Origin of the sequence: Pseudomonas sp. PB105 (assembly GCF_009764655.1) — a bacterium.
Lineage (GTDB): Bacteria > Pseudomonadota > Gammaproteobacteria > Pseudomonadales > Pseudomonadaceae > Aquipseudomonas > Aquipseudomonas cyclaminis.
Window position 1 is genome coordinate 1 of the sequence record NZ_RWIO01000044.1, and the last position, 11948, is coordinate 11948.

The window sequence follows — 11948 nt, forward strand, 5'->3', positions numbered from 1 at the left end:
TGGTTTTTACAACCCGACACGGCTGCACTCGGCGCTGGGATACAGCTCACCTAATGACTACGCAAAGCAACTGAAGCAAACTGCTTAACGCTCGCTTTATGGCGTACGTTTTGAGGGAGCAAGTCCATGCTTACTTTTGGGTCTTTCCAAAAGTGAGCCGCCGTAAGGGCGGAACCATAGGCGGCCGTTACCTAACCAACGGATATGTACTCAGTCAACCACCCCCGCCATATGCTCCGCAATCCTCATCCTCAACCACCGCTCCGCCGGATCATTGTCATGCACCCCACTCCACACCATCGACAACTCCGCCGCATCAATCGCAAACGGCGGATCCTCCGCCCGTAACGTGGTGCCCTCAGTCAGCGCACACGCCGCATAATCCGGCACGGTCGCAATGATCTGCGTCCCCGCCAACAACGCGCGCAACCCGCTGAATTGCGGCACCGCCAGCACCACCCGCCGTGCGCGGCCGATGCGGGCCAGGTCCAGGTCGATGTTGCCGCTCAGGTCCCCGGAGAACGACACCATCGCATGGGGCCGCTCGCAGTAATCATCCAGTGTCAGCGGTGCCACCCCATCATCCCCACGCAATACCTTGCACGGAATATCCCGCAGTTTCTTGCGCTTGGCATTCGCCGGCAGTTCGGTGGTGTAGCTCACTCCCACGGAAATCTCGCCGCTGGCCAGCAACGCAGACATCAGCAGGTAATTGGCACGGCGTACCACCACGATGATGCCGGGGGCTTCTTCGCGGAGCTGGCTGAGCAACGGCGGAAACAGGCCAAATTCGGCGTCGTCGGACAAACCGATGCGGAACACCGCACAGCTGGTGGAAGGGTCGAAATCCTTGGCGCGGCTGACCGCGCCGGAGATGGTGTCCATAGCCGGTTGCAGCTCCTTGAGGATCGCCAGGGCGCGTGGCGTGGGTTCCATGCCTCGTCCGTTGCGCAGCAGCAAGGGGTCGTCGAACAGGTCGCGCAACCGGCCCAACGCCGCACTCACCGCCGGTTGGCCCATGAAGAGTTTTTCGGCGACCCGGGTCAGGTTCTTCTCGAACATCAGCGCCTCGAAAATCACCAGCAGGTTCATGTCGACGCGGCGCAGGTCGTTGCGGTTCATGGCGATATCCAAACGGTTGGCAGACTGCCAGCTAAGCACGCAAAACACTGGCTTGATTGCATGCCTGTGCTGTCTTTTCGGTGACTGCACCTGACGAAATTAACAACGATTAACTCGTCAGCCAGACGGTCCGGCAACAAGATTGACGCCATCTACACTGCACCCATTCACCGGGAACGCTCCCATCGACTGCGGATATTCGTCATGGCCCGAACTGAGCACTGCGCTCCTCGCTTATCCGCTACCGGCGGCCTATGCCCCCGGCGCGAGCGTATCGCCAAACAATTGATCCTCGCCAACCTCGGCGAAAGCCTGGCGATTGCCGACCTGGCCCAGGCCTGCGCGTTGTCGCGCAGCCATTTTTCCCGTGCATTCAAGTGCACCACCGGGCTGTCGCCCCAGGAATGGATACGCCTGCAACGCATCCAGCGGGCCAAGGAATTAATCACGCAATCGTCCCTGAGCCTGACTCAGATCAGCCTGGAATGCGGGTTCTGCGATCAGGCGCATTTCTGCCACATGTTTACTCGCAGCGTAGGCGTCAACCCGATGACCTGGCGAAACCACCAACTGCGTCACAAGCCTCAAGAGATCGCTGCCTAGTGGTCTGCACGCACCTGGAATATGCTGGCCGCTTACTTTCTCCAGAGCATGGCCACCCATGAGTGACCCACGCGATCAGGCCGTGCACTTCGGGCCCTACCGTATCCACCCGCGCCAGCGCCTGGTGCTGGAGGCCGGTCGCCCGTTGCGCCTGGGACGGCGGGCCGTGGATATCCTGCTGATCCTGTTGGAGCAGGCCGGCAATGTGGTGAGCAAACAGGAACTGATTGCCCGGGTCTGGCCCAAAAGCGTGGTGGAAGACGGCAACCTGCGGGTGCATATGGCGGCGTTGCGCAAGGCGCTGGGTGATGGCCAGGCCGGGCAGCGCTATATCGTCACGGTGGCCCAGCGTGGCTACAGTTTTGTCGCGCCACTGAGCATCGAGCCAATGAGCCTACCCACCGAAGGCGCGCCCCAACGCCCCTGCCATAACCTGCCGCTGCGCCGCACCCGCATGCTCGGCCGCCAGGCGCTGATCGACACGTTGGTGCAGCATTTGCCCGAGCAACGTTTTATCACCCTGACCGGCGCTGGCGGCATCGGCAAGACCACCGTGGCGTTGCGCGTGGCGGAATTGTTGATCGGGCATTACCGCGACGGTATCCGGCTGCTGGACCTGGCGCCCCTCAGCGCGCCGTCGATGATCCTGCCCAACCTCGCCGCCCTGCTCGATCTGACCCATACCGAGCACGAACCGTTGGCCACCTTCGCGCGCCGCCTGCAAGAGCACCAAGTGCTGCTGGTGATCGACAACTGCGAGCACCTGCTGGACGACATCGCGCCGATCAGCGAAACCCTGCTGCGCCACGCGCCCAAACTGCACATCCTGGCCACCAGCCGCGAAGCCTTGCGCGCCGAAGGCGAGTCGGTGCAACGCCTGCAACCCCTGGCCTGCCCGCCCGCCACTGGCAACCGCGCCCAGGCATTGGGCTATCCGGCCCTGCAACTGCTGATCGAGCGCGCCATGTCCCATCAGGACAGCTTCGCACTCAGCGAAGCCGAACTGCCTCTGGCGATTGATATCTGCCAGCGCCTGGACGGCATTCCCCTGGCGATTGAATTAGTGGCGGCGCAGATCGAGCGCTTCGGCCTGCCGGGGTTGCTGGTGCAGATGGAGGACAATTTTCGCCTGCTCACCCGTGGCCGGCGCAGCGCCCTGCCCCGGCATCAAACCTTGCGCGCGACCCTGGATTGGAGCTTCGACCTGCTCACGGCGTGCGAGCAAATCTGCCTGCGCCGTCTCGCGGTGTTCCGGGGCGGTTTCAGCCTGGCCAGCGCGGCGGCGGTGATTGCCGGGGAGCAGATCGCACCGGCCGAAGTGCTCGGTTCGATCACTCAACTGGTCGCAAAATCCTTGCTCAATGTGGAGCCCGGCGATGAAGAGATGGTCTACCGCCTGCTGGATATCACCCGCACCTACGCCCTGGAAAAACTCAGTGTCGCCAACGAGCTCGACGCCACCCGTGAACGCCACGCCAACCGCTGCCTGGCGTTGATGGACCAGGCGCAGGACGATTGGGAGCTGATCGCGACCCAGTCGTGGATCGACCGCTATGCCCCGCTGCGCGAAGACATCCGTGCCGCCCTCGACTGGGGCCTGGGCGACCAGGGCGTGCACTTGCTGGGCATTCGTCTCACGGTCAGCGCCATGCCGTTATGGCAGGAGCTGTCGCTGCTGCGTGAGCATGGCCTTTACGTGGGCAAAGCCCTGGCGCGGCTGGCGCAATCGAGTGCGCCGAGCCAGCGCTTGCACATGGCGTTGCAGCTGGCTTTCGGCAGTTTTTCCTATCATGCCCAAGGGGGGACGTCGCAGACGATCGAAGCCTTTGCCTGTGCACGGCGCCTGGCTGAAGCGGACAAAAACCTGACTGGCCAATTGCGTGCGGTGTCAGGGCAAATGGCGGTCAGCCTGTGCGGCGGCAATTACCGCGAGGCCTTGAAGCAAAGCCTGCATTTCGATCAATTGGGGCCACACGCCGCACCGCTGCTGGACCTCAGCGCCCAGCGCCTGAGAGTGCTGGCGCAGCACTTCGCCGGCCACCAGGCACTGGCGCAGCACAATGCCGAGCAGGTGATCCAGCGCATGGCCCAGAGCGGCCATCTCAATCGGTTTACCCATGGTTTTGGCGTGCAGTACGACCAGAGCGTGGCGTCGCTGACCATCCTCGCGCGTATCCTGTGGCTGCGTGGTTTTCCCGAACAGGCATGGCGCACCGCAAGCCAGGCACTGGCGCTGGCGTTGCAGATCAACCACGGCACGTCGATCTGCTACACCCTGGCCCTGGCCGGAGTGGTGATCGCCCAGTACAACGGCGACACCGTTGTGGCCCGCGATCAGCTGGACCTGCTGTTGCAGCAGGCGCAAAAACACTCGGTGCCGTTGTTCCACGCCTGGGCGCAGTGCTACGAGGGCACGATGCAAATTGCCGAAGTGCAGGGGCTGGGGTTGGTCGAGGACATCCTGGTGACCTTCAATGCCATCGCGGTGAATGACACTCTGTTCGAGCGCGCCAGAAGCGGTGCGGCCGGCTGGTGCACTCCGGAGATTCTGCGCGTGCGCGCCCAGCACATGGCCGATGCACAGGCAGCCGAAACCTTGCTGCTTGAAGCCCTGGGCCTGGCGCACCAGCAAGGCGCGCTGGCTTGGGAATTGCGGTGCGCGGACAGCCTGGCGCGGCTGTGGCGCACCCAAGGCCGTGTGCAGGCCGCCCGCGACCTGCTGGGTGGCGTCTATGCGCGGTTTACCGAGGGCTTCGCCACCCAGGATCTAATCCGCGTACGCCGCCTGCTCGACGAGTTGCAAGACAAACGGCTGGCCTGAAAACGGCCCCAGGTAATGCCCATAACCCTGTTGCAAACGCGCCACCTGCTGCGGGTCGCGCAGGAGTGCCAAGGCATAACTGCGCACACTGTTGATCAGGCGATAGCGCGGGTATCCGGGGCCGGGTTCAAGGTTCAGCAGCGAGGTGTCGACCAGCCGCGTCAGCAAGTAAGTCAGGTCGGCATGCTCCAGTTCTGTGCCGGCCACCAGCTCACTCAAGGTGGGTAAGGTCACCGCCATCTTGAACAGGCTCATTTGCAGAAACAGCCAGCGTTCCGGCAGGCAGAGGCGCTGGTAGGTCCAGTCCAGCGCGGCGCTCAGGGATTGGTGGCGCTCCACCGCCGTGCGACGGCCCCGCGTGAGGACCTGCAAGCCCCGGCACACTTGCATCTGCACACCGCGCACACCGAGGGCATCCACTTGGGCAGCGGCCAGTTCGAGGGCCAGGGGAATACCGTCGAGGCGCCGGCAGATATCCCGCAACGGAGCCAGGTCAGGGTCTCGCAATACAAAGCCCTGTTGACCGGCGCACGCCCGCGCGACGAACAGTTGCACAGCGGGAAACGCCATTGCCTGCTCGACACTGCCCAGTGCCGACGGGGCCGGCGCACCCAGTTGGGGCACACGCTGCACCCATTCGCCGGGGGCCTTCAAAACTTCACGACTGCTGACCAGCACGCTGACCTGGGGCGCGTTTTCGTGCAGCACACGCAGCAGATGTCGACAGGCGCCAAGCAGCAGGTCGGCGCCATCGAGTACCAGCAGCAATTGCCGGGAAACCAGTTGGCGGCACAGCTCAGTGGCGCTGCCGCTGGGTTCCAGGTGCAATGCCGTGGCCAGGTGGCGCAGCATCATCAACGGCGACTCGACGGTGGCCAGGTCGACCCACCACACCCCGTCGCGGTAGCGCGGCAATACACGCTCGGCCAGGGCCAGGGCCAAGGTACTTTTGCCCACGCCGGCGCACCCGGTGAGGGTCATCAGGCGCTGTCCGGACAAACGCCGCACCAGCACCCCCAGCAGTTCATCCCGCCCCATCACCGGGCTGAGCCGCGCAGCCAGGTTATGCCGGGGCAGCACCCCCGCAGCCACACCCTGCACGGGCGCGGCAAAGCAATAGCCGCGCTGGGGGTCATTGAGGATGAAGCGTTGCCCGTCGAGGGCACGGCGCAGCGCGGCGATGTGTACCCGCAGGTTGTTCTCTTCCACCACGCTGTGCGGCCAGACCCGTTCGATCAGAATGGCCTTGCTGACAAACTGCCCAGGCGCCTCCAGCAGCACCGCGAGGATATCCAGCGCACGCCCGCCCAACGGCACCGGCCAACCCGCCTTGCTCACCAGCCGCTGCTGCCGGTGAAAGGCATAGGCACCGAAGCGCACCGTGCTATCCGCGTCCATCGCCTGAGGGTCGTTCATGTCTGCAATCGCGCTGAAACACCCGGCCTTGGGCGTTCGCGCATCCTTTTCCGTGGGCTCGACGCTATTCTTGCCAGCTACCCATGACAGGACAATGCTGGCACAGGGAGCGATACGGACAATCGGGTGTGCGAGACGGACATCCTGTCGTTAACTGAACTGCTGTCGGTATTGGGTAGGGTTAAGGCCGAGTTTTTCACTGAATAAAAAGCGCATGTGCCGCACGCTGCCGAAGCCTGCGTGAAACGCCACAGTCTTGAGCGGCAGGTCGGTGGTTTCCAGCAATTGCCGGGCACGGTCGATGCGCGCCCCTTGCAGGAAGGCCATGGGCGTCATCTGCACGTCCTTGGCAAACAGCCGGGCAAAGTGGCGCGCACTCATGCCGGCCAACGCGGCCATGGACTCGATGGTGAACGGCTGTTCCAAGTGTGCAAGCACGTGGTTCTGCACGCGGGTGATCGCAGTTTCCTGAGGCGCCACGGCGGCCGTCATCGGGCTGAACTGCGCCTGGCCGCCCTGACGTTTCATCACCACCAGTAGCACCTTGGCCACCTCCACGGCCACCTGCTTGCCATGGTCCTGGGCAACGATGGACAGCGCCAGGTCGATACCGGCGGTGACCCCGCCCGAGGTAATCAACCGCCCGTCCTGCAGGTAGATGCGGTCGGTCTCGACGATGGCCTTGGGGAACGCTTTGATCAGTCGCTCGGTGTAGTGCCAGTGGGTGGTCACGCGGTGCTCGTCCAGCAACCCGGCGTGGCCCAGCACAAAGGCGCCAGTGCAGATCGAGCCGAAGCGCCGCGCCCGGGGCGCCGCCGCCTTGAGCCAAGGCAGCAGCGCCGGATGGCATTCGTTATAGGCACCGGGGCCGCCGGGCACCAGCAAGAGGTCATAGGCGCCGTTTGCGTGCTCCAGCAACAGGTCGGTCTGCACCACCACGCCATTGGATGCACGCAACGGGCCGGGTTCGGTGCCGATGGTAAGGATCTGATAATGCGCCGCCGCCGGCAGGTAGCGGTTGGCGATGGAAAACACTTCGAGCGGCCCGGCCATGTCGAGCAGGAGGAAGTCCGGGAACAGCGCCATGGCCACGGTTTTCATACAAGAAGGATCCATCGAGGGGAAGAAAGCGGGAGGCATTATGGCATGCCTTTGACTGTCAATCTAAGAGAGACAGTTATTCAGATTTCAGCTTCTTAATGAATATTTCAGTAACCAGTAACCTTCTTCTCAACGCAAGCGCCCTGCATCTCGCAGCCAGCGCCCACTTGAGGACATCACCATGCTGACCCTACGCAAAGCTTCCGAACGCGGCGCCGCCAATCACGGTTGGTTGAAGTCGTTCCACACCTTCTCGTTCGCCAACTACTGGAACCCCAACGAGCAGGGTTTTTCCGACCTGTTGGTGATCAACGATGACCGCGTCGCCGCAGGCAAAGGTTTCGGCCAGCACCCACACCGCGACATGGAAATTTTCTCTTATGTGCTCGAAGGCGCCCTGGAACACAAGGACACCCTGGGCACCGGCTCGGTGATCCGCCCTGGCGACGTGCAACTGATGAGTGCCGGCAGCGGCGTGGCCCACAGCGAGTTCAACCACAGCCAAAGCCGTGGTGTGCACTTCCTGCAAATCTGGATCGTGCCCGCCGTGGCCGGCGCCGAACCGCGCTATCAACAAGAGCACTTCAGCGAGGCACAGAAACGCGGGCGCCTGCAGTTGATCATCTCGCCGGACGGCAGCGACGGTTCGCTGACCGTGCGCCAGGACGCCAGGGTTTACGCAGGTCTGTTCAACGGTACCGAAGCCGCAACCCTCGACCTGCCGCCGGATCGCCACGTGTACATCCACGTGGCCCGGGGCAGCGTGGAGATCAACGGCCAGCGCTTGCAGGAAGGCGACGGTGCCCGAGTGCGTGACGAGCAGCATATTCACGTCAGCCAAGGCCAGGATGCCGAAGTGCTGGTATTCGACCTGCGCCCCCAGGAACTGCCGCAGATGCCTTGACGGGCCTGGCGATGGCCCTTCGAAACGGACCATCGCTGGCATCGATAGTCACCATCAGCGCAATGAAGTTCTCTAAAAAAATGCAACGCGTAACATCAAACCCATACCAGGCAACACCCAAACTTAAACACTCGGAGCACACCCTCATGAAACGCCAAATCTTGCTTAGCCTCGCTTTCTCGGTACTCGCTGCAAACGCATTTGCCCACCCTGTTGTTGCTGAAGGCGGTTCGGATCGCTTGATGGAAAACCGTGTCGCTGAAGGCGGTTCGGACCGTCTGTTGGAACGCCGTGTTGCCGAAGGCGGTTCGGATCGCCTGATGGAAAACCGTGTGGCTGAAGGCGGTTCGGATCGTCTGATGGAAAACCGTGTCGCTGAAGGTGGTTCGGATCGCCTGATGGAAAACCGTGTTGCCGAAGGCGGTTCGGATCGCCTGATGGAAAACCGTGTGGCTGAAGGTGGTTCGGATCGCCTGATGGAAAACCGTGTTGCTGAAGGCGGTTCGGATCGCCTGATGGAAAACCGTGTGGCTGAAGGTGGTTCGGATCGCCTGATGGAAAACCGTGTTGCCGAAGGCGGTTCGGATCGCCTGATGGAAAACCACGTATAACCCTCTCTGTTCGAGGGGCACCCCAAACCGGCCTGATCAGCCGGTTTTTTTTCGTCTGTTCAATTGTGCACTCAACCAGCAAACGCTTGGACGCGCCTGGCTGCGGACCTGAATAATGTTATTTGCTGATATATAACGTATAGATAATTCATAATTTTAATAATTAGGATAGAACCAAACGGCATTTTACAGCGGCTGTCGCGCCCCCTACCTTGGACGAGCATGACCGACCCCCTGCCCGGCGGAGGTACACACTCCCTACTCGACAAGGACAGACCATGAGCATCGAATTCATCGGCTATATCGGCGGCCACCATGCATCCGAAATCCACCCACGCAGCGGTCCGACCCTGCAACCGGACTACGTGGAAACCGTGGCCCGCGCCCACGAAGAGGCCGGTTTCGACCGCGCTCTGGTGGCCTTCCATTCCAACAGCCCGGACAGCACGCTGATCGCCTCCCATGCGGCCAGCGTCACTGAAAAGCTGCAATTCCTGATCGCCCACCGCCCCGGTTTCGCCCAGCCCACCCTCGCAGCGCGCCAGTTCGCCACCCTGGATGTGTTCAACGGCGGGCGCACCGCCGTGCATATCATCACCGGTGGCGACGACCGCGAACTGCGCGCCGATGGCAGCCACATTGGCAAGGACGAACGCTACGCACGCACCGACGAGTACCTGAGCGTGGTGCGCCAGGAATGGACCCGCGAACAGCCCTTCGATTTCGCCGGCACCTACTATCAGGTCGAAGGCGCGCACTCCAGCGTGAAGTCGCCACAGCAGCCGCATATTCCGCTGTACTTTGGGGGTTCTTCCAAGGCCGCGATTGAAGTGGCCGGCAAGCATGCCGACGTGTACGCACTGTGGGGCGAAACCTACGAGCAAGTGCGCGAGACCGTGACCCAGGTTCGGGCCGAAGCGGCCAAACATGGCCGCACGATTCGCTTCAGCCTGTCGCTGCGACCGATCCTCGCCGAGACCGAAGAACTGGCGTGGGCGCGTGCTGACAGTATCTTGCAGCAAGCCACGGCACTGGCCGAACAGAACGGTTTTGTACGCCGCGAACCGCCGAATGAAGGCTCGCGCCGGTTGCTCGCGGCAGCGGCGCAAGGCTCAAGGTTGGATAAGCGTTTGTGGACAGGCATTGCGGGGTTGCTGGGCGCGCAGGGTAATTCCACGTCGTTGGTGGGCACCGCAGAGCAGGTGGCGGAAGCCTTGGTAGATTATTACGACCTGGGTATCACCACGTTCCTGATCCGTGGGTTTGATCCGCTCAATGATGCGATTGAGTACGGCAAGCAATTGATCCCCCTCACCCGCCAACTGATTGCTGAACGCGAACAGGCCAAACAGGTCGCGTAAGCAGGAACACTACAAAACCAATGTGGGAGGAGGCTTGCCCCCTCCCACATTCTTCATTTGGCTCGGGATCAGTTTTTGTAGTCGGTATCCGTACGCTCCAACTGCCGAATCAATGCATTCCAATGCCGCGCCACGCCCGGCCCTTCACCGCTGCTATGCGCCTTGGCCTGCTCTTCCACCTTCGCCACCACCTCCTGTGGCGGAAAGACCAACTCCGCATTCCCCGCCGCCTGCGCCGCAATCTGGATATTGCACGCGCGCTCCAACCCTTGCAGTTGCTGGAAGGCATGTTCGACGCTGATGCCCGCAGTCAACAGCCCATGGTTACGCAGGATCATCACACTCTTGTCGCCCAAATCCGCCACCAGCCGCTCGCGCTCGTCCAGGTCGAGGGCGATGCCTTCGTAGCCGTGGTACGCCACACGCCCGGAAAAGGCGATGGAGTGCTGGGAAATCGGCAACAAGCCGTCCTTCTGCGCCGACACCGCAATACCGTCGCGGGTATGAGTGTGCAGCACCGCTTGCAGATCATGGCGTGCGCCGTGGATGGCGCTGTGGATCACGTAACCGGCGTAGTTGATACCGAGGCCGGTAGGATCGTCGACGATGGTGCCGTCAAGGTCGACCTTGACCAGGTTGGAAGCGTTGATTTCATCGAACAACAGGCCAAAGGCATTGATCAGGAAATGCTCCTCCGGGCCCGGTACACGGGCGGAGAAGTGGGTGTAGATATGGTCAGTCCACTTGTACAAGGCCGCCAGGCGGTAGGCGGCGGCCAGTTTGACGCGCACGTCCCACTCTTCTGGCGTGACGCGTTGACGAACGTTGTTGGAAACGCTGGAAATCGAGGTGACGCTGCTCATGGCAAAACTTCCTGGATGGCCTTAAAGACTTCCAGGCAAGCCTAGGGGATGCTCAAAAATAATAAAAAGCACATTTTAATCTAAGCTAATTATTATTTTTTTTCATATCAAGCGGCGTCTCGAATCTTGTGCAACGACGCAGCCACCCACTTGCCAAACGCATCCACCGGCCCCTGCAGGTTGCCCAGGAAGTGCGGATAGATCAGCCACAAATCCATCACCGGCTTGAAGTCCTTGAGCGGCATCACCGCCAGTTGCTCACGGTGCGCACTGCGTTCCAGCAGCGGGCGCGGCACCAGGCCCAAGCCCAACCCATCGGCGACCAATCCCAATTGCAACTCGGTGCCGAACGTCTCCAGGTTGACCCGCAGCGCCAAGCCCTGGTCAGACAAGGTGCGCTGCAGGCCAGCGCGGAACCCGCAGCCGTCCGGATTGAGGATCCAACCATTCTGGTACACATCCGCCAGCTTGCACGGCTTCTTCGGCAACTGCGCCTTGGCGCACACCACCACCAGTTCCATCTTGCCGATGGACTCGCCAACGATGTTGTCCGGGAATATCTTGCCCGCCGGGAACAACGCCGCCGCCGCATCCAGCTCGCCGCGTTCGATCTTGCCAACCAACTGGCTACCCCAGCCGGTCGCGACCTGGGCGCGCAGCTCGGGGTACTCGCTGCGCAGCAGCTTCAGCGCGTCCAGCAGCACTACATCGCCGATGGTCTGCGGTACGCCCAGGCGCAGTACGCCAGTGGGGGGAGCGTCGGTGGCGACCAGTTCACGCAACGCATCCATCTCGCGCAGGATCAACCGGCATTGTTCATACACGCGGGTGCCGATCAGCGTCGGCTTGAGGGGTTTGGTGTTGCGGTCGAACAGCTCCACCCCCAGCGCCTGCTCGAAGTTCTGCACGCGGCGGGTAATGGCCGGCTGGGTCAGTTGCAACGACTCGGCGGCATGGCTGATGGACTGGCAACGAATCACTTCGACAAAGGCATCGATATCGTCAATTTTCATTTGGGCCGCACATAGAGAACAGTCATTAAGATGTGCGCGAAGCATAGTTGCAGGAACGTTATCTGAATAGCCCAGGCTGTGATCGATAACGTCTAACGCTATTCAGACCGGTTCTAAATTACCTTCAGCTATA

10 protein-coding genes are annotated in these 11948 nt (G+C 61.8%); 5 read left to right on the forward strand and 5 right to left on the reverse strand.

Features of this window, described 5'->3' with window-relative positions:
• Positions 1–210: 210 nt before the first annotated feature.
• Positions 211–1122 carry a LysR family transcriptional regulator gene (locus EJD88_RS11440; protein WP_099586839.1) on the reverse strand — a complete coding sequence of 304 codons (912 nt, stop codon included), beginning with the start codon at positions 1120–1122 and terminating at the stop codon, positions 211–213.
• 204 nt (positions 1123–1326) lie between these two features.
• Here EJD88_RS11440 and EJD88_RS11445 point away from each other — a divergent pair, with 204 nt between their 5' ends.
• Together EJD88_RS11445 and EJD88_RS11450 are read left to right on the forward strand one after the other, a co-directional pair.
• Positions 1327–1725 carry a helix-turn-helix domain-containing protein gene (locus EJD88_RS11445; RefSeq protein ID WP_099586840.1) on the forward strand — a complete coding sequence of 133 codons (399 nt, stop codon included), beginning with the start codon at positions 1327–1329 and terminating at the stop codon, positions 1723–1725.
• A gap of 58 nt (positions 1726–1783) precedes the next feature.
• Positions 1784–4546 carry a winged helix-turn-helix domain-containing protein gene (locus EJD88_RS11450; protein ID WP_158877990.1) on the forward strand — a complete coding sequence of 921 codons (2763 nt, stop codon included), beginning with the start codon at positions 1784–1786 and terminating at the stop codon, positions 4544–4546.
• Here the strand turns inward: EJD88_RS11450 and EJD88_RS11455 are convergent.
• Both EJD88_RS11455 and EJD88_RS11460 read right to left on the reverse strand, forming a co-directional pair.
• Positions 4493–5962: a winged helix-turn-helix domain-containing protein gene (locus tag EJD88_RS11455; protein ID WP_158877991.1), complete on the reverse strand. Its 1470-nt coding sequence runs from the start codon at positions 5960–5962 to the stop codon at positions 4493–4495. The two genes, EJD88_RS11450 and EJD88_RS11455, sit on opposite strands and share 54 nt — an antisense overlap.
• A 150-nt stretch (positions 5963–6112) precedes the next feature.
• Positions 6113–7063, reverse strand: a complete 951-nt coding sequence (locus tag EJD88_RS11460; protein ID WP_112195733.1) for a GlxA family transcriptional regulator — start codon at positions 7061–7063, stop codon at positions 6113–6115.
• Between the two features lie 181 nt (positions 7064–7244).
• Between EJD88_RS11460 and EJD88_RS11465 the strand changes: the two genes are divergently transcribed.
• From EJD88_RS11465 to EJD88_RS11475, 3 genes are all read left to right on the forward strand, one after another.
• Entirely contained in the window at positions 7245–7967 is a 723-nt protein-coding gene (locus EJD88_RS11465; protein ID WP_158877992.1) for a pirin family protein, read from the forward strand.
• Positions 7968–8113: 146 nt separating this feature from the next.
• Positions 8114–8578: a phage infection protein gene (locus EJD88_RS11470; RefSeq protein WP_158877993.1), complete on the forward strand. Its 465-nt coding sequence runs from the start codon at positions 8114–8116 to the stop codon at positions 8576–8578.
• 278 nt (positions 8579–8856) lie between these two features.
• Positions 8857–9939: an LLM class flavin-dependent oxidoreductase gene (locus tag EJD88_RS11475; RefSeq protein WP_099586868.1), complete on the forward strand. Its 1083-nt coding sequence runs from the start codon at positions 8857–8859 to the stop codon at positions 9937–9939.
• A 68-nt stretch (positions 9940–10007) separates the two neighbouring features.
• On the opposite strand, the gene EJD88_RS11480 is transcribed toward EJD88_RS11475, so the two are convergent.
• Both EJD88_RS11480 and EJD88_RS11485 read right to left on the reverse strand, forming a co-directional pair.
• Positions 10008–10802 (reverse strand): class II aldolase/adducin family protein, encoded by a 795-nt coding sequence (locus tag EJD88_RS11480; protein ID WP_099586869.1) that lies wholly within the window; start codon positions 10800–10802, stop codon positions 10008–10010.
• 107 nt (positions 10803–10909) lie between these two features.
• Complete coding sequence (locus EJD88_RS11485; RefSeq protein ID WP_099586870.1) at positions 10910–11815, reverse strand: LysR family transcriptional regulator; 906 nt, start codon at positions 11813–11815, stop codon at positions 10910–10912.
• Between the last annotated feature and the right edge of the window lie 133 nt (positions 11816–11948).

Excerpts from the sequence above, each read along its gene's own strand:
- EJD88_RS11440 (WP_099586839.1), bottom strand. The coding sequence starts at position 1,122 with ATGAACCGCAACGACCTGCGCCGCGTCGACATGAACCTGCTGGTGATT.
- EJD88_RS11445 (WP_099586840.1), top strand. The coding sequence starts at position 1,327 with ATGGCCCGAACTGAGCACTGCGCTCCTCGCTTATCCGCTACCGGCGGC.
- EJD88_RS11450 (WP_158877990.1), top strand. The coding sequence starts at position 1,784 with ATGAGTGACCCACGCGATCAGGCCGTGCACTTCGGGCCCTACCGTATC.
- EJD88_RS11455 (WP_158877991.1), bottom strand. The coding sequence starts at position 5,962 with ATGAACGACCCTCAGGCGATGGACGCGGATAGCACGGTGCGCTTCGGT.
- EJD88_RS11460 (WP_112195733.1), bottom strand. The coding sequence starts at position 7,063 with ATGAAAACCGTGGCCATGGCGCTGTTCCCGGACTTCCTCCTGCTCGAC.
- EJD88_RS11465 (WP_158877992.1), top strand. The coding sequence starts at position 7,245 with ATGCTGACCCTACGCAAAGCTTCCGAACGCGGCGCCGCCAATCACGGT.
- EJD88_RS11470 (WP_158877993.1), top strand. The coding sequence starts at position 8,114 with ATGAAACGCCAAATCTTGCTTAGCCTCGCTTTCTCGGTACTCGCTGCA.
- EJD88_RS11475 (WP_099586868.1), top strand. The coding sequence starts at position 8,857 with ATGAGCATCGAATTCATCGGCTATATCGGCGGCCACCATGCATCCGAA.
- EJD88_RS11480 (WP_099586869.1), bottom strand. The coding sequence starts at position 10,802 with ATGAGCAGCGTCACCTCGATTTCCAGCGTTTCCAACAACGTTCGTCAA.
- EJD88_RS11485 (WP_099586870.1), bottom strand. The coding sequence starts at position 11,815 with ATGAAAATTGACGATATCGATGCCTTTGTCGAAGTGATTCGTTGCCAG.